At 39.3% G+C, this 18758-nt stretch carries 11 protein-coding genes; 1 reads left to right on the plus strand and 10 read right to left on the minus strand.

The features are described from left to right. The first annotated feature begins 338 nt into the window (after positions 1–338). On the plus strand, positions 339–845 hold the full coding sequence (locus tag ACT3RM_RS07385; RefSeq protein ID WP_441994758.1) for a DUF2062 domain-containing protein: 507 nt from the start codon (positions 339–341) through the stop codon (positions 843–845). 85 nt (positions 846–930) lie between these two features. On the opposite strand, the gene ACT3RM_RS07390 is transcribed toward ACT3RM_RS07385, so the two are convergent. From ACT3RM_RS07390 to ACT3RM_RS07435, 10 genes are all read right to left on the minus strand, one after another. Further along, positions 931–2694: a DUF3466 family protein gene (locus tag ACT3RM_RS07390; RefSeq protein WP_441994759.1), complete on the minus strand. Its 1764-nt coding sequence runs from the start codon at positions 2692–2694 to the stop codon at positions 931–933. A gap of 14 nt (positions 2695–2708) precedes the next feature. After that, positions 2709–4622: an ATP-binding cassette ATPase Uup gene (uup, locus tag ACT3RM_RS07395; RefSeq protein WP_441994760.1), complete on the minus strand. Its 1914-nt coding sequence runs from the start codon at positions 4620–4622 to the stop codon at positions 2709–2711. A gap of 6 nt (positions 4623–4628) precedes the next feature. Then, positions 4629–4874, minus strand: coding sequence for a glutaredoxin family protein (locus ACT3RM_RS07400; RefSeq protein ID WP_441994761.1), 246 nt, complete (start codon positions 4872–4874; stop codon positions 4629–4631). Then, on the minus strand, positions 4867–6984 hold the full coding sequence (rlmKL, locus tag ACT3RM_RS07405; RefSeq protein WP_441994762.1) for a bifunctional 23S rRNA (guanine(2069)-N(7))-methyltransferase RlmK/23S rRNA (guanine(2445)-N(2))-methyltransferase RlmL: 2118 nt from the start codon (positions 6982–6984) through the stop codon (positions 4867–4869). Before rlmKL ends, ACT3RM_RS07400 begins: the two co-directional genes overlap by 8 nt. A gap of 87 nt (positions 6985–7071) precedes the next feature. Continuing rightward, entirely contained in the window at positions 7072–7602 is a 531-nt protein-coding gene (locus tag ACT3RM_RS07410; RefSeq protein ID WP_441833894.1) for a cell division protein ZapC domain-containing protein, read from the minus strand. 121 nt (positions 7603–7723) lie between these two features. After that, entirely contained in the window at positions 7724–8734 is a 1011-nt protein-coding gene (gene pyrD / locus ACT3RM_RS07415; protein ID WP_441994763.1) for a quinone-dependent dihydroorotate dehydrogenase, read from the minus strand. Between the two features lie 143 nt (positions 8735–8877). Beyond that, positions 8878–13716: an NAD-glutamate dehydrogenase gene (locus tag ACT3RM_RS07420; protein WP_441994764.1), complete on the minus strand. Its 4839-nt coding sequence runs from the start codon at positions 13714–13716 to the stop codon at positions 8878–8880. 212 nt (positions 13717–13928) lie between these two features. After that, positions 13929–16250, minus strand: coding sequence for an efflux RND transporter permease subunit (locus tag ACT3RM_RS07425; protein WP_441833897.1), 2322 nt, complete (start codon positions 16248–16250; stop codon positions 13929–13931). Continuing rightward, positions 16250–17260 (minus strand): WD40/YVTN/BNR-like repeat-containing protein, encoded by a 1011-nt coding sequence (locus ACT3RM_RS07430; protein WP_441833898.1) that lies wholly within the window; start codon positions 17258–17260, stop codon positions 16250–16252. Before ACT3RM_RS07430 ends, ACT3RM_RS07425 begins: the two co-directional genes overlap by 1 nt. A gap of 128 nt (positions 17261–17388) precedes the next feature. Next, the gene (locus ACT3RM_RS07435) at positions 17389–18753 is read right to left on the minus strand and encodes a DUF1329 domain-containing protein (protein WP_441833899.1); all 1365 of its coding nucleotides are present in this window, start codon (positions 18751–18753) and stop codon (positions 17389–17391) included. Between the last annotated feature and the right edge of the window lie 5 nt (positions 18754–18758).

The following is an 18758-nucleotide window of genomic DNA, read 5'->3' on the forward strand; positions in this document are numbered from 1 at the left end:
GAGTAATAGCTCTGATTAATACTAATAATTTTCGCCTGTAAATAATAATTTTGCTGTTGGTTTATGATTTTTTCAATTTTTACAGTGAGCTGATATGGTTGTTTTTTATCCACCACGGGTAGCTCGAAAGAGTAAAACAGAGTGAAATGTATTAAAACTATGAAAAATGCACAAATAAAGCCTAACAATAGAGGTAGAAACGGCTTAAAATAAAGGCTCGCTATTAATATGACAATGCTGATGGCAATAAATTCGTGGGTCTGATAATAAAAAACGGCTGTAATACAGCCAATAACAAACCCAAGGCTAATCCACACAGATGTAAATGGTTGCTTTAAATGGCTAAAAAAACGATTCAACGGTTTTTACCCGATCATAACAAGATAAAGAATCATAAATTGTTAAAGATTTTTGGCCGACTTTTGCATGACGCAAACTTGTGGCATCTAAATAGACGCTCTGCTCGTGGAGCATTTGCAGTAGGTTTGTTTTTCGCATTCATCCCTGTTCCTTTTCAAATGGTTCTTGCCGCCGCGATTGCTATTCCTTTAAGAGTTAATCTACCCATTTCTGTTGCAGTCGTGTGGCTTACCAACCCTCTTACTATGCCACCCATATTTTACGGCTCTTACTTAGTCGGTACTTTTGCGCTTGGGCATAAGCCGCAACACTTTGCTTTTGAACCAACTTGGCAATGGTTTATTAACAGCCTAACCACTATAGGCCCTGCATTTTTAGTTGGCTCCATTATATGTGGCGCTTTAGCCTCGATAATAGGCTACTTTACAGTTGATCTTTTATGGCGACGATCAGTCAAAAAAACATGGATAAACCGTCATAAATAAAGTAGAAACTTAAAAGTTTGTGAAGAAAGTATAGACAAAAAAACCAGCTTTAAGCTGGTTTTTTATGAATAAATTAATTTCGATATTATTTAAATCGCCGACGTAAGCCGACAAGGGGTATTAATAATAAACTCAACCAAGAAAAGCTGCCTGATTGACGCTCATATGCTTCTGTTTCAGGGTCAGTACATGAGTCGGCTTCTCCACCGGTTGGAGTAAGCTTTACAGCCACGGCAACACTTTCATACTCAGTATTGCCCTCAATATCTGTAACTATACCACCTAATGTGTCACGTTTTTCAACGGTTTTAGTAGCAACACCAAATATCTCATTATCATTATTAATCTGTCTAGCTTCAGACACTACGTACTTAAAGCGTGTTTCACCATCAGATTCATAGCACGGTAAAAGATCATTTATACTAACGATGCTGTCATCACCTACTTGATATAAAAAGCCTTCACGACGACGCTGACTAGAAGTTATATCAGTTTCACCTTCACCAACAATAAAGCCGTTATCGTTAATATCATGAGCATATGAACTCGAGCTACTAAAGAAATCATTTGGGAATACCGTACTATTACTGGCTATATCATGATAGAAAAACTTAGAACGAGTAGAGTTTTCAATTCGACGTTGTGCGTACCCCACTATGACATTATTTTCATTAATTGCCAGTGACTTTCCTGAAAACCAATCATCTTCTTGATCAATATACTCAACAACTTCACCATCTTTATAATAAACTGGCATATCTAGAATTGTGTCATTATTCTCAAAATAGCGGACGTTAGCTTGTCCAACTACAGTCCCTTTACTATTTACTGCCATCGCATTACTACTAAAAGCAAAGCCATCGTCTTCTTCAGGTGTTAACCCTAAGCCTAAAAGTTCTGTTGATTTAACATTTAAGCTAGCATCTAATGTCCACTTAACCGCCTGCTTATCAAATATACCATTTTGGATACGGTCATTAAAAGTTGGATTGCTTCCAGGGTTTCGATCAATAGTTTCCACACAAGTTGATATAGGTCTTTCTAGATCATCACAGTTTTCGTCTATATTTTCTTGACGATCTTCTGGTATACCTGTGGAAACACTGCCCACGACAATATAATCACCATTGGGGGTCAATTTAATATCAGTGGCTGTACTAATACCACCAAAATCAGCAAAATCAGGTGCAAGAGGTACTTTAACACCCGTATTTGAAATCACCATCGCGCGAGAAATAAAATCACGAACAAAGTATGTTTCTTCTTCAGTTTCATCTTCAGGTGTAAATTGTGTTTTTACATAAGGCGCACTTCCCCATGCCGCAACAACACCGTCTTCACTAATTGCATTATATAAGTTACTTACTGAACGTGTTAAACCGTCATAATCCTCTGACTCAACATCAAATATAACCTGCTCTGTGACTTCACCTCTATCATATTGAGTTCCTACAAGACTAGCCAAGTTTTGATAATTAGGATTGCTCGCTTGAGAAGATAAAAAGCTAACCATAAATGCGTGCGCGTCGGGATTAGTCGCCACAGCATTATTGTTTTCAATATCATCAAGGGTGAAGGTAATTTCTTTATTTATGACCTCAAAGGCGTTTTCTTCTGTTTGATAGGCACTTTCAATAAGGCTATCCTCAAAATCAATGTAACTTACATCAATGGGTAAGTTATAAAGGCCGTTAGCAGAGCCAATAACATAACCACTTTCACTCACATCTGAAACATAGCTCAGTTTAGCCCCTTCTAAGGTACCTAACTCTTCAAGTGTATACGCTGCGCTCAATGCCGGTGCGCTCAGCGTCGTTAATATGCTAGCAACGAGTAATTTATATTTCATTTTTATCCTTCTAACTACTGATTCTTTAATTCTTCAAGTTCTTCCCAGCGCTCGAGTGCGGCCTCTAGGTCAGACTCAAGTTTCGCTAAATGGTTCAATGCCTTCGTCGTGCTATCCGCATCTTGTTTAAAAAAGTCGGGGTCATTAACAACAATTTGTTGCGTTTCAAGAGTAATTTCAAGTTGTTCCACTTTACTGGGTAATTGTTCTAATTCAAGCTTTAATTTGTAAGAAAATTTATTGCTTTTGTTTTGGGCTTTAACAGGTGTTACAGAGGCCGTTTTATCGACTTTTTTGGTTACTGGTTGCTGCTTTTTAGCTTGTTCAGCTTGATAGCTAACAAATTGCTCGTAATCGGTATAACCACCGACGATATCAGTAATAACGCCATCACCTTCAAATGCCCAAACACTGCTACAGGTATTATCAATAAACTCACGGTCATGACTTACAATTAGCACTGTACCTTGATATTGATTAATTATATCTTCTAGCAATTCAAGGGTTTCAATATCCAAGTCATTAGTTGGCTCATCGAGCACTAAAATATTAGATGGCTTTAAAAATAACTTAGCTAATAATAAGCGATTCTTTTCCCCTCCGGATAAGGCTTTAACCGGCGTGCGTGCACGTGCAGGTGGAAACAAAAAGTCTTGTAAATAACCAAGCACATGGCGTGAACGCCCCCCCATCATCACTTCTTGCTTACCTTCTGCAACATTATCTTGCACTGTGGCTTCTTCATCAAGCTTTTGACGATATTGGTCAAAATAAGCAAATTCTAAGTTTACGCCCTGCTTTATATCACCGCTATCGGCTGCTAAATCACCAAATAACAGTTTTAATAAAGTCGTTTTACCAATACCATTTGGACCAACTAGTCCAATACGGTCGCCGCGCATAACTAAAGTAGAGAAATCATTAGCGATCACTTTATCTTTAAAAGCATGACTAAGGTGCTTAGCTTCAAATACTAACTTACCTGAGCGGTCAGCCGTTTCGATATTAAAGTCTGTTTTACCAACTTGATCAACACGTTGCTTACGCTCATTACGTAATTGCTTAAGCTCTCGTACACGCCCTTCATTACGTGTACGACGCGCCTTAACACCTTGGCGTATCCACGCCTCTTCTTCAGCTAAACGCTTATCAAAAAGCGCGTTTTGAGACTCTTCAACTTTCAAGTCATGGGCTTTTTGCTCAAGGTAAGTTGCGTAATCGCCAGGGTAAGAAATTAACTTACCTCGATCTAAATCTAAAATACGTGTAGCCACAGCGCGAATAAAAGCACGGTCATGTGAGATAAATACAATGCCGCCTTTAAATTCCTTTAAAAACTCTTCAAGCCAGATAACACTTGCCATATCTAAGTGGTTAGTTGGTTCATCAAGTAATAATAAATCAGGCTCACTAACAAGTGCTCGTGCTAGGGCTACTTTACGTAACCAACCACCAGAAAGAGACTCAAGCTTAGCCTCTGGCGATAGCTCAAGACGGGTCAACACTAATTGAATACGACTATCAAAACGCCAACCATCTGCTGCTTCTAACTTAGTCGATAAGCGTTCTAATTTATTTAATAGCTTATCAGTACACTCTGTTTGCAGTTGAGTACTAACATGATGGAAATCAATTAATAGGTTAGCAATATCAGGCATGCCTTGGGCTACATAATCAAACACGGTACCATTAGCACCCTTAGGTGGATCTTGTTCAAGGCGCGATATTTTAAGGCTACTAATTTGGTTAGTTTCACCATCATCGAGAATTACTTGACCATCTAATACTTTTAAAAGTGTTGATTTACCTGCGCCATTACGGCCAACTACACATACCCGCTCACCCGACTCTATCACTGCATCAGCGTTATCTAATAAAGGATGTGTACCGTAAGCAAGCTGCGCTTTAGAAATTCGAATTAAGTCCATACTTCTCTACTGTTGTTTATCATTGTCATTAATCAACTGGTCAACATCTTTTTGGCTAAAGGGCCAAAATAAACGCCTCCCCTTTGGGCTTTTTAACACAGGTATCAATACTTGATATTCGACGATTAAAGTTTCATCGTTCATAATATCAATTAATTGCAAACTATCATTTGTCAGTAAAGGCTGGACTAACTCTGCAGCCTGTTCACATAAATGACAGCCATCTGTGTGGTATAACACCCAATTAGCCATGGGTGATCAACCAGCTATTATGAATTTTTTTATTACGTTTAAAGTCAGGTGAGATTGTCTGCTCTGAAATATTAACAGCTTTTAACCCTAAGCCAATCAAACCAACTTCATCCATCGTAAAACCACGCATATTATTTGAAAAAATCAACGTCCCTGAAGGGCTGAGGATTTTTTTAACCCACGTTAATAATTTAATATGATCGTTTTGGACATCAAAAGCATCTTTCATACGTTTTGAATTAGAAAATGTTGGCGGATCTAAAAAGATCAAATCATATTGGCTCGTTGCATGCTCAAGCCACTTCAAACAATCAGCTTGTTCAAAACGATAGCGGGTATTACTAATATTGTTCAGCTCAAAATTATCTTGCCCCCACTTTAAGTAGGTTTTTGATAAGTCGATGGTAGTAATCGCTTTAGCCCCACCAATAGCAGCATGCACTGAGGCTGTGCCCGTATAAGCAAATAAATTTAAAAAGCGCTTATCTTTAGCATTTTGTTGAATATAACGCCGTGCTAAACGATGATCTAAAAACAACCCAGTATCTAGATAATCAAATAAGTTAACTTTAAATTTAGCGCCAAACTCTTCAACGATTTGAGTACGGTTTTGTTTTGCCATAGGCGTATATTGCTCTTCGCCTTTTTGCTTTTTACGTACTTTGACAGCTATGTTTCCCGGCGTAATATTGAGCTGTTGTGAGGTTAGCGAAATAACATCTTGCAAACGTTTATGGGCAGTGTCATCGTCAATTTCTTTAGGTGCGGCATACTCAAATATTACCGCTGAATCTCCATAAATATCAACGGCTACATTGTACTCAGGAATATCAGCATCGTATACGCGATACGCTTGTACATTATTTTGCTTGAGCCAATTTTTTAAACCCTGTTTATTCTTTTTCATTCGATTGGCAAACGACATTGAACCTTCAAAATTCAATGCTGGCTTGTCTTCGCTCGTTTGGCTTACTTGCTTATCATCGAGTTGATATAAGTTAAGTACCACATCCAGCGGACCATTTTTAAATTTGTAACGTTTCAGCTTAACCAGTTTTAATAACTTAAATAAGCTTTCATCCATCCCTAATAACGCAAGTTTCCAATGGTTAAAGTGCTTTTTGAAGCCCACACCTAAATTGCTGTGTAAATCAACCAACTCAGCCATTGAGCCGATACGTTCACCATAAGGTAGATTAGAAATAACTACACCGGGCAATTTTGCAACACTGGTTAATTTTGTCGCATCGCTGTGTTTAAATTTAATAATACTTGTAAGGTCAGCTCGCTCAGCATTTTCTTGCGCCTTTCGTAGCACGTTTTCATCAAAATCATGGCCGATGAGCCATAGTTTCGGATCAACGATTTCTTCTGCTAACTGCTCTTTTAACTCTTTAAATTTAGCCGCTCTAAAACTAGGCAAACGCTCAAAGGCAAAACCTTCGCGGAATAGACCTGGCGCTTCATTGCGAGCCATCCCAGCCGCTTCAATTAAAATAGTGCCCGCACCACAACATGGGTCAAACAACGGTTGTTGTATATTTTCAAGCCAGCCACTACGAATAATAAGCGCAGCCGCTAAATGTTCTTTAATCGGTGCTTTACCTTGGCCTTGACGATAACCGCGTTCAGATAAACGAGGACCTGAATAATCAATATAAAGTGCAACGCCTTGACGGCTGAGCCTTGCTACAACACGGACATTGGCATCTTGTTTATCAACATTAGGACGCTGTTCAAATAGATCATTAAAATAATCAACAATGGCATCTTTTATAACTAGTCCTGAAAACTGCGTATTTTTAAGAGAGTCATTAGTACCATTAAAATCAACAGCAAACGTTTGAGTTGGGCCAAACCATTCTTGCCAAGGCTGTGAACGTGCAAAATTGTAAAGACTATCTTTGTCTTTTACGCCTTCTTTTTCTTCAATCAACATTAAAATTCGAGTGGCTAGTCGGCTAGCTAAACATACCTTTTGAGCCAATGTTGAATCCGCCTCAAAGCGAACAGAGCCCACGGTTTGTTTGGTTACTTGAGCACCTAGTGCTGTAAGCTCATCAACCAATAAATTTTCGATTCCGATAGAAGTAAGTGCGATAAATTGCAAAGTAATAACCCTTAATAGCTAATTACGCAGGATTATAACATAGGTTCGCCAACAATTACGCCTTAAAGCGCGTAGTTTAGAAGGTAATTAAGCGGTTTGTGTGTGAGATATTTTGTTCAAAATTGGATGTACGCGGTTGTTTAATACACGTATCACTTCAAATTGGTTTAAATGCAGGTTTTCATCAAGTTTAAAGTGTTCACTTAAGTTAATACATAAAGATGCATCTTGGGTGTGTTCTACAATTAAAAACTCACCAGTTTGTACAACTGAAGAAAGCTTAACAATAGCTTCAACACTTGGTTCTGAGCCGGTATATTCTTTAAAAAACCAACTTTTAGCCAGTACAGGTTTTAAATAAAGCTTAGCAGCAGTGGCATTAAGCGAAATTTGGCATAACTCAGCACTGCTGTATATTTTAAAACTATCAAGATACTGATAAACCTGCTGATAAAAAGCAGCATCATCTAAACTAAAATGACTTTGCTGCTTAATTGAGTCGGTAAGCTGACGCAATTTATAGGGAGTACATAATTGCATATCTTGGTCTAAATCGACCAATAAGCGATTACGCTTAGTACAAGCTACCCACTTCCATTGTCTTGATGCTTGAAACATAATTTGCGGCCTCCCTAAAAAATAATATTTGCAAGTTATATAATTATAGCTACTTTTGACCATTTTTAAAACACTCTGTTAGAACATTTAATTAATGATCAGAAGCTTAGATAACTGATCCTTATAAGTCGTTAACGATCGTTTTTACCAATTGTGGACCTTTATAAATAAACCCAGAGTAAACTTGAATCAAACCAGCACCGACATCGAACTTTTCTTTAGCAGAGCTCGCATCATCAATACCACCTACACCAATAATGGGTAACTTACCTTGTGTTAAACGTTTCAACTCACTAACCACGTGGGTTGCACGCTCACGCACAGGTTGACCCGACAAGCCTCCTGCTTCATCAGCATATTGTTGACCTTGTACAGCAGCGCGTTCTAAAGTGGTATTTGTGGCAATCACACCATCTATTTTATTATTGATCAATGAATCACTTACTTGAGCAATTTGCACTTTATCTAGATCAGGTGCGATCTTAACCAGCATAGGTACCGGTTTACCGTGTTTAGCACTTAAATTTAACTGCTCAGATTTTAAGCTTTGTAATAAATCATCTAATGCTTCACCGTATTGTAAATCACGTAGACCTGGCGTATTAGGCGATGAGATATTAACGGTAATATACGAGGCATACTCAAAAACTTTACGCATACAGTGAATATAATCGTCTTTACCCTGCTCATTAGGGGTGTCTTTATTTTTACCAATATTAATACCTAAAATACCATCATACTTGGCGGCTTTTACGTTATTAACTAAATTATCCACGCCTTTATTGTTAAAACCCATACGGTTAATAATCGCATTCGACTCAGGTAAACGAAACATCCGTGGCTTATCGTTACCAGCTTGTGCGCGCGGCGTAACGGTACCCACCTCAATAAAGCCAAAACCCATTTGACCAAATGCATCGATACACTCTGCATTTTTATCAAGGCCTGCGGCTAAGCCGACTGGATTTTTAAATGTTAAACCGAGAAAATCTACAGGCTTATCTGCAAGTGATTGCGACCAAGCAGCACTGATTGGCGTGTTAGCAAAACGACGCAAATTGTTGAGTGCAAATTCATGAGCCCATTCCGCATCACGGGTGAACATAAAACGGCGAGCAAGATCATAAAACATGGAAGGTTCCTCTTATCTAACAAAAAGCGCAGCCATAAACTAACCCCCAAGTAATGCTGATTATCTGGTTTAATTTATAACTAGGCAAAAAAATACCCCAACTTAGAAGCTAAGCTGGGGTAGGTATTTTAACGACTTTTCAACTATATGGAAGTGTCGCAATTGTGTCCTAGTAGCATTAGCTCACGCAACGCCACAGAAAACTTAGCAAAATCATGGCTTTGTGATGTTTTGAATTCAGAGAGCATTTGCTGCCAACGTTGCAATAACAGCTCTTTGCTATCCATCCATTGATCAATCTGTGCATCAACGTCTTTATTTTTGCCCTCGAAGCTATTAATAACTACCGCTGACAGTAGGCGTTGCTGCCAATCAAGCTCTTCTCGGTACGAAGCGCGTGCCAATGCTTGCCAGTGGTTTGACACTGGTTGATTAGTAATTTGCTCTAAGAACCAATGTAAGCCCATACGAGCGCCTAGCTTGAAGTAAGTGTGAGAAACCATATCAATACTACGATTTGATTTATTAGCAATTTCAGCTAAATCCATAACTGAGAATAAGCTAGATAAAGATGAGACACGGGTTGCCAATGCTTTTGGTACACCGTTATCAATTAATTTACCTGACGCTTTTGCTAAGCGCTCACTTTCTTTATCGACTGTGTATACATCCAAGTTTTTACTTAAATCTGCAAATGTTGGTGTATAGAAATCAATGGCTTGCGTAATAGTTTGTCCTTTATTGCGATGGCGTAAGAACCAACGTGTTGCTCGACGAACAGTACGGCGTAATTGATACAGCATTTCAGTTTGCACTGCTGCTGGAATTTTATTATCAAGCGCTACAATAGACACCCATGTATCACGCATTTGGAATACTTCTTTAGCGATTGAATAGCAAACCGCAATTTCAGCTTCACTTGCGCCAGTTTCTTCATGCATACGTACCATGAAGTTTAAGCCCATGTCATTTACGATATTATTGGCAAGTTTAGTGGCAATAATCTCTTTGCGTAGTGGATGGTTATCCATCGCATCATTAAACTTCTCACGCAGTGGCACAGGGAAAGAGTGCACCAGTAACTGACGATAATATGGGTTTTCAGTAATTTCTTCGCTAACTAATGATTCTTTCAGAACCATTTTCGCGTACGAAACTAACACTGAAAGCTCAGGACGAGTTAAGTCTTTACCCGCCGCCGCACGCTCTGCAAGCTCTTCATCAGTTGGAATAAACTCAATTGCACGATTAAGCTTACCGTCTTTTTCAAGAGCATTAATAAAGCGTACTTTCTCTTTTAGCGTTGACGTTCCTTTAGATTGCGTAATTGATAACGTGTGCGTTTGACGATAACAATCTTTTAGCACTAACTCAGCAACCTCTTCAGTCATCGAATAAAGAAGCTCATCACGTTGTTTACGCGTTAAGTCACCCGATGCAACCAGACCATTAAGTAAAATTTTAATATTTACTTCGTTATCTGAACACGCCACACCACCCACATTATCAATGAAGTCAGTATTTACACGACCACCGTTCGCTGCAAATTCAATGCGGCCAAGTTGGGTAGCGCCTAAGTTGCCACCTTCACCAAGTACTTTGGCACCAAGTTCACCACCATTAATTCGTAATGCATCGTTGGCACGATCTCCAACATCAGCGTCAGTTTCTTTACTGCTTTTAATGTAAGTGCCAATACCGCCATTCCACAGTAAATCAAATTCCATCATTAACACGGCTTTGATCAATTCGTTAGGCGTCATGCTGGCTTTTTTAGTACCAAGCATTTTTTTCATTTCAGGACTTAAGCTAATAGACTTAGCGGCACGTGAGAAGACACCACCACCTGCAGAGATAAGATCTTTATTATAATCTTCCCATGATGAGCGAGGTAACTTAAATAAACGCTCACGCTCAGGATATGATTTAGCAGCATCCGGTGTTGGATCAACAAATATATGCATATGGTTAAAGGCAACTTGCAAGCGAATATGCTTAGATAACAACATGCCGTTACCAAATACATCCCCTGCCATATCGCCAATTGCAACGACAGTGAAATCAGTAGCTTGACAATCGATATCCATTTCACGGAAATGTCTTTTAACTGACTCCCACGCACCACGAGCTGTAATGCCCATTTTCTTATGGTCGTAACCCACAGAGCCACCTGATGCAAATGCATCACCTAGCCAGAAGTTATATTCATTAGCAATGCCATTCGCGGTGTCAGAGAATGTCGCAGTACCTTTATCGGCTGCTACAACTAAATATGCATCATCACCATCATGACGAGTTACGTCGCGCGGCGCTACAATGTCACCTTTTACAATGTTATCGGTGATATCTAATAAACCCCGAATAAATATTTTGTAGCACTCTTGGCCTTCTTTGAAAAACGCTTCGCGCTCAGTTGGTAGTTGTTTACAAACAAAACCACCTTTTGAACCAACAGGAACAATTACTGCATTCTTAACTTGTTGCGCTTTAACTAAACCTAAAACTTCAGTACGAAAATCTTCACGACGGTCAGACCAACGAAGACCTCCACGTGCAACGCTGCCATAACGTAAATGCACACCTTCAACACGAGGCGAGTAAACAAATATCTCAAACGCAGGTAAAGGTAGCGGTACATCTGCAATTAAGCTTGGTTTGATTTTAAATGAAACGTAAGACTTAAACTGGCCGGCTTCATTTTTTTGGAAAAAGTTAGTGCGCAATGTAGCAACAATCATATCCACGTATAAACGAATAATACGGTCATCGTCTAAGTTAGCTACATTTTCAAGCTCTTGATGAATTTGCACAACTAGCTTTTCTAAAGCTTTTTCGCTAGCAGGATTTTTAATAGAGAACTTTTTAGCAAATAAATTAACGATTTTAGCAGCAATCGCAGGATAATTAGCAAACGTGCTTTCAATATAAGTTTGCGAGAAAGTCACGCCTATTTGACGCATATATTTAGCGTACGCACGCAAAATAGATGCTTCACGGCCCGTAAGGCCACCCATTAACACTAAGCGGTTAAAACCATCATTTTCTAATCGATTACCCCAAACATTAGTCAGCGCTGCACGAAAACGCGCCGACACTTTGTCAAAATCAGCCATACCTTGGCTATCAATAAGCATTGAGAAGTCCATGATCCAATTGATACGACCGTCACTTGTTTTGACCGAGTATGGGGTCTCACCCACTACGCGCAGACCAAAATTTTCAAGCATTGGCATAACGTCAGATAAATGGATTGGTTCATCTTTGTGGAATAAGCTTAAACGTACGATATTGCTGTTTGCTTCTTCTTGCGGACGGTAAAACAGCATTTCTAGCTTGTTATCATCGTTTAGTAGCTCAAGTTTTTCGATATCGACAACCGCAGCACTTGGTAATACTTGATCTTTATATGAGCGTGCAAAACCTTGTGCATATTTACGATTTAAATCGTTACCACGCGCTTCACCCACAGATTCAAGTAATGCAGATTGTAGTTTATCTTCCCAAGTACGGGCCGCTTCGATTAAATTATTTTCAATATCTTTCACGTCATATTCAATATTTTTGTGAGTCGCACGAACGATGTAATGAGTGCGCGCAAGTGTTGACTCAGAGAAGAAAGTGGTAAATTCGACTTTATCGTCAGAATTAAATGCATTAGCTAATATACTTTGTGTTTCATAGCGAAGTGCTGTGTTGTAACGTTCACGAGGTACATAAACCATACAGGAGAAGAAACGACCATAAGCATCTTTACGCACAAATATGCGGCACATATCACGTTCTTGCACTTGTAAAACACCCATAGCAACTTCAAGTAACTCCGCCTCACGCGCTTGAACAAGTTCATCCCGTGGGTAGGTTTCAAGAATATTTAATACCGCTTTATAGGCATGAGTACCTTGAGCAAAATCACACATAGCCATAATACGATTAATTTTACTTTCTAAAACGGGTACATCTGAAGCACTATTGTTATAAAAACTTGATGAGAATAAGCCAATAAAACGGTCCTCTCCCACTACATTGCCTTTGTCATCAAAACGTTTGATGCCAACATAATCAATATAGGCTGGGCGGTGTACCCGTGAAACTGAATTAGTTTTGGTTAAAATCAATAGATTGTTGCTGCGTGCTTCTTGTCGCGCCACTTCAGGCAAGTCTGATAGTAATCGTGTATGTTCTTCTGTTGAATTTTTCATCAAGCCAAGACTGGTATCCATTAAGCCCTTAAGCTGATAATCACCTTGTACTGGCGACAACTCATATTGACGATAGCCCATCAAAGTAAAGTTGTCTTTAACTAGCCAATCCAAAAACTCGACAGTTTCTGCAACATTATTTTTATTATTGTTGTGCTTACGTTTAGGTAAGTCTTTACTTACAGCTATCAGTTTATCGCGAATTGGCTGCCAATCTTCAACAGCAGTCGATACATCAACTAGTACTGACTCAAGTTCAGCTTTGAACGAATCAATTACAGCTGAATCGGTTTGACGGTCTATTTCGATAAAGAAAACTGTTTTTGTTGATGTTGATTCTTGATCCGCTTTTAAATTAGATAAAGCAGTAATTTTAGAGGCTTTATCGCGCTTAATCTTTAACGGGCTATGCAGTAGTAAGTGAGAAGCGATATTTGCGCGGTTCATGGCCATACGCACAGAATCAACTAAAAATGGCATATCTTTAGCGATGATTTCTATAATCGTGTGCGATGACTGCCAGCCATCTTTTGCTACTTCAGGATTGAAAACGCGGATCACCGCGTTATCAGAGGTGTTTTTTTCTAGCGAGTTCCATAGGCTAAGTGCAGCGCCATATAAGTCACTATCGTTGCGATGAGCCAAATCCTCTTTAGACATATTGCTGTACAAGGCTTTGGCAAATTTCTCAACGAGTAACACATTATCAGCGTGAACTTTTTTCTGGATCAGCTTGCAGACATTATCTAAGATAACCGAGGCTTGCCCTTCATTTCGTGTCATTGTATGTTCCTTAAATCTATACCATCTAACACAGATGGGATATTTGTACAGCCGTTTAATTAACGTGGAGTCAGGTAAATTCTAACGCTTTTAAAATTAATAAACAGCCCTTTCGATGAAAACATTTTAAGCATTTCAGCTATTTGGTCATCTATTCACAAAATGTAGATATAAATGGCCATTACGGCCATTTTGGAGCACAACTATTCACATTATTTTTTCTGGTCAGTCCAGAGTAAACTCCCTATTGCAGGTAAAAGTAGCACTGCACCTAACATATTCACTAAAAACATAAAGGTTAATAGGATCCCCATATCTACTTGAAACTTTAGATCTGAGAAAATCCACGTACTAACACCAATCGCTAAAGTAATACCGGTAAACAACACTGCACTACCGCGCTCAACTAATGCGTTGCGATAAGCAACAGGTAATGCCACACCTTGTTTTAATTGCCCCATCATCGATGACAAAATATAAATACCGTAGTCAACGCCAATCCCGACACCTAACGCTATTACTGGCAAAGTAGAAACAGTTAAGCCTATTTCCAACTGTACCATTAAAGCCTGTGCAAGCGTCGATACTATATACAGCGGTAACACCACTGCAACGGTTGCTTTTACACTTCTAAAACTAATTAAGCATAACAGAATAACCGCACCATAAACGTAGAGCATCATCGGCAACTGCGCCGCCGATACCGACTCGTTCGTTGCAGCCATAACCCCAACCGGGCCGGAGGCTAATTTAAAGGCCAATTTATCGGTTTGCTCTTGCTTAGCAAATGCCTTGATGCTCGCGATTACTGAATCAATAGTCTCTGCTTTGTGATCGTCCAAAAAGATGATCACCGGCATCACCGAACAATCACCATTTAATAAGCCGGTACTGGTCTCAACCCGTGCAGTCGATTGCACTAAACTGGCTGTATTTCGCGGTAAGCTTTGCCATTTTAAATTGCCTTCGTTATAACCTACATTAACCGATTGCGCCACAGAGCTTAAACTTATCACTGATTGCACACCTGATAGGTTTTCAACTTTCCACTGAAAATGACTAATGCGCTCCATTACATTATGTTCAGTACATGCCGCCGGATACGCTTCCACTATGACTTTTAAAATATCAGACGATATAGTGTATTTATCCGATATTAAAAAAGTATCTTGGTTATAGCGTGCGTCTTGGTGTAGTGATGGTGCACCTGCTTGTAAATCACCAATACGCATTTTATCTGCTTGCCAATAACCTAAAGCAAATAATACCAATGTAAAACCAATAATCAGTTTAGCAAATTTCGGGTCGGTCGCCTTAACCAGTAACTCTCTCATTGAATCGAGCAAATTCGGTTTGTTGCTATTACCTGACTGAATTTTCAAAGATTTTTCAAAATGTAAGTACGACGCCCATACCGGCAATAAGATTAAGTTGGTAAATATAATCATTGCTACACCTAAGCTAGCAGTAATAGCAAGTTCACGGATAATACCAATATCTATAGTTAACAGAGTTAAAAAGCCCACAGTATCGGATAATAAAGCAATACCACCAGGTATTAATAAAGCCCTAAAACTTGCTTGGCAGCACGCACGTGTAGTACCTCCTTCAACTACTTTTTTACCAATGGCATTGATCATTTGTACGCCATGGCTAACACCAATTGCAAAGACTAGAAATGGTACCAAAATAGACATCGGATCGAGACCAAACCCTAAACTCGATAACAACCCTAGTTGCCAAACGACTGCAATAATAGAGCATGCAATGGGTAGTACAGTGAGCTTTAAGCTACCGCAAAAAATCCACACCATGGCAAAAGTAAAGGCAATCGCAATGGCAAAAAACAACACCACCCCTTTTGCACCATCAGCAATGTCACCGGCCATTTTGGCGAATCCAATAATATGGATACTCACTTTCTCAGTGCTTAGGGGCTCACGTATTTCGCTCTCAAGTTTTTCTGCAAATGCTAACGTATCAAGCTTTTCCTGAGTTTGCGGTTCAATTTCAAGTAGTTCTGCAGTCACCATAGCGCAAGAGTAATCGCTGGCAATCATACGACCAACTACTTTTGCTTTTTCAATATTCTCTTTTACTACTGCAAGACCACGCTTATCCGCAGTAAAACTAGCAGGTATAACTGGCCCACCAGCAAAGCCATCCTCAACAACTTCAACAAAGCGTGCGCTGGGTGAAAAAATTGAATTAACTAAAGTACGGTTAACGCCGGGAATAAAATAGAGCTGGTCGTGTACGGCTTTAAGCTGAGTAAAAAATTCGGGATTAAAAATATCGCCATCGGCATCACACACCGAGATTAAAATACTATTTGCTCCACCAAATTGTTTTTCATGTTTGGTGTATACCTTCATATACTCATGGTTAAGCGGTATATTTTTATTAAATGAAGCATCTAGCTGAATATCTGCGGCTTTAAAAAGCAGCATACAAGTAACAATGACAAAAGTGACGACTGCCACTAAGCGATAACGAAAAACCGACTTTTCAATAAAGTCTAATAAACCACGCATCAAGGGTTCAACTCCTTCACTTTAATGCCATCTTCAGAGGCCATAACTAATTTACCTTCAAATAACACACCATCAAGTAATGCTTTACCGTCGGCTAATTGCTCAACACTCAATTGGTTATCTTTGAGGTGGTAGATAACACCGCTGTTAGCCAATAATAGCCATTGCTTATTGTTATATTTGATAATGCTATTAACAGTTGCGTGAATATCATTTTCGATTTTTTGCCATGAGGCCTGTTGCCCATCACGAACAAAAATATTACCGCGAAGCCCTGCAACTATTTCTTCACCTTTAAGTTGGTTAAGTGATGATGCAAACGCAAAAAATGAACCTACATAAATTTCATCCAAGCGCTGCCAAGTTTGGCCTTGGTCGTCACTTTGTGCCAAAAGCCCCATTTCACCAACCAACATTAAACGCTCATTAGTACTAATAATACGATTAAAATGTGGAAGAATTGATGCGGTTTCAGCCTCGTATTCCTCAGGATAATCCGTTTTCAAATCATTTAGGTAATCGCGGTCTTCTGGAAATAACAAACTATCTAAAAAACGTTTTTCCCAGCTTTCACCACCATCACTAGTTTTATAAAACATGCCGTAAGCGCCTACAGCAAAACCGTTTTGGTTATCTGTAAATAAAATATCTAAACACGGTTTATCAAGTCCTGGAAGGGATTGCTGTAGTTGCCAATTTTGCCCGCCATCTTGGCTATTAATAATGGTAGCGTCATGACCACACGCCCAGCCATTTTTATTATCAACAAAGTCTATCGCGGTTAATAAAACTTGAGTTGGTACGCTCGCTTGTTGCCAACTTTTAGCATCTGAACTTGAAATTACAACACCATGCTTGCCTACGGCTATCAGGTTTTGACCTGTGTATTCAATATCCGTTAATAATGTTTTTTCAGCATTAGGTGCGACGATCGCACTAGATGTACTTGGTGCGTCTTGTGCACAGCATGAAGCACTATAAGCAAGACAAGCATAAAGCAAATACTTCATAAATATTAATCACCTTGATAGATTTGTGGCATTGTCATTATATTTTGCAGGTGGGTTATCCCGTTGCGAATGAAGATGACAAACGCGAAAAGAGAAAAGGCACCTGCAAAAGCAGGTGCCTATGTATTTTAACGTCCCGCGCGACGCAGCGCGCTTGATGTGAATTCGTTGTCATTGAACGACTGCGAGAAATCATACATTTTCTCTTGGTTATCAAGACCAATTGCTAAATAACGACGCGAGTTTAAATCATGATATACATCTAACGTACTCCAATGCGTCATCGCATCATAGTAATTTAAACCATGAGCCATGGCCACTCGGTACATTTGATCACGGTTATCATAAATATCCGTTACATGTACTTGCCAGCTATCTTCATCAATATAAAACACACGTTTTTTATAAATATGACGCGTATCGGCTTTTAAGTCAGCTTCAACTACCCATACACGGTGCTTTTCATAACGCACCACTTCAGGATTAATATGACCGGGCATTAAAATATCATCATATTCTAGCTTATCACTGTGTAACTTGTAGCTATTATACGGGATATAAAGCTCTTTTTTGCCCTTAAGAGTCCAGTTATAACGATTTGGAGAACCATTAAACATATCAAAATCGTCAGTTGTACGTAAACTATCAGCTGCTGTACCTGGTGCATCATACGCTACGTTTGGCGCACGACGCACGCGACGTTGACCTGAGTTGTATGTCCATGCTTGGCGTGGTGTTAATATCTGATCCATGGTTTCATGAACTAATAACGCAGTACCTGCAAGACGAGCAGGCTCGGTGACTTTTTGCTTGAACTTAAATAAAATATTTGATTCTTTAAGCTCTTCTGGTGTTGCTTTTGGATCTGAGTATTTAACTAACAGTTGCTCATCAAAGCCAACCATGTTGTAAGAACCTGATGCAGTTGGCGCAGCTTGACCACCATAACGCTGAATTGATAAACCACGATAACGTAATAGGTGATTCCAAATAGCTTCTAAGCCATCTTTTGGCATTGGGAATGGAATTCCGATAGCAGTATTTTTAATTCCATTACCGCCTTCAATAAGTTCTGCAGTGGGAGCATATTTCTTAGTTGCATCATAGACAAACTGAGGATAAGAAGCGCTTCGACGCGTTTTATACACATTCATTTTAAATGTCTCTGGGTATGCTGCAAATAATGCCACTTGTCCTGGGCTTAGATTATCTTTGTATTTATCAACATTTGATTTATCAATAGTAAATAATACTTTATCATCGGCAAACGGATCAGGATGATGCATGCCTGGGCTGTAGCCTGCAGGTGCTTCAGTGATACCACCTTTCCAAGCAGGAATAGAGCCATCAGTATTTGCTGCTTTTTCAGCGCCTAATAGCGTTAAATCGTTACCTAAACGGGCAACTTCTTCACTACTCATTTTTGCAACTGCAGCAGAACCACTAAAAAGTCCACAAAGTGCAATCGCGATGAGGGTAGGTTTTTTTATCATCATGA

The organism is Pseudoalteromonas sp. AOP7-A1-14, assembly GCF_052376275.1.
In the GTDB taxonomy this organism is placed as follows: domain Bacteria; phylum Pseudomonadota; class Gammaproteobacteria; order Enterobacterales; family Alteromonadaceae; genus Pseudoalteromonas.

Bases quoted from the DNA above. Each gene is read 5' to 3' on its own strand.
- ACT3RM_RS07385 (WP_441994758.1), top strand. From the start codon at position 339: ATGGCTAAAAAAACGATTCAACGGTTTTTACCCGATCATAACAAGATA.
- ACT3RM_RS07390 (WP_441994759.1), bottom strand. From the start codon at position 2,694: ATGAAATATAAATTACTCGTTGCTAGCATATTAACGACGCTGAGCGCA.
- uup (WP_441994760.1), bottom strand. From the start codon at position 4,622: ATGGACTTAATTCGAATTTCTAAAGCGCAGCTTGCTTACGGTACACAT.
- ACT3RM_RS07400 (WP_441994761.1), bottom strand. From the start codon at position 4,874: ATGGCTAATTGGGTGTTATACCACACAGATGGCTGTCATTTATGTGAA.
- ACT3RM_RS07410 (WP_441833894.1), bottom strand. From the start codon at position 7,602: ATGTTTCAAGCATCAAGACAATGGAAGTGGGTAGCTTGTACTAAGCGT.
- pyrD (WP_441994763.1), bottom strand. From the start codon at position 8,734: ATGTTTTATGATCTTGCTCGCCGTTTTATGTTCACCCGTGATGCGGAA.
- ACT3RM_RS07420 (WP_441994764.1), bottom strand. From the start codon at position 13,716: ATGACACGAAATGAAGGGCAAGCCTCGGTTATCTTAGATAATGTCTGC.
- ACT3RM_RS07425 (WP_441833897.1), bottom strand. From the start codon at position 16,250: ATGCGTGGTTTATTAGACTTTATTGAAAAGTCGGTTTTTCGTTATCGC.
- ACT3RM_RS07430 (WP_441833898.1), bottom strand. From the start codon at position 17,260: ATGAAGTATTTGCTTTATGCTTGTCTTGCTTATAGTGCTTCATGCTGT.
- ACT3RM_RS07435 (WP_441833899.1), bottom strand. From the start codon at position 18,753: ATGATAAAAAAACCTACCCTCATCGCGATTGCACTTTGTGGACTTTTT.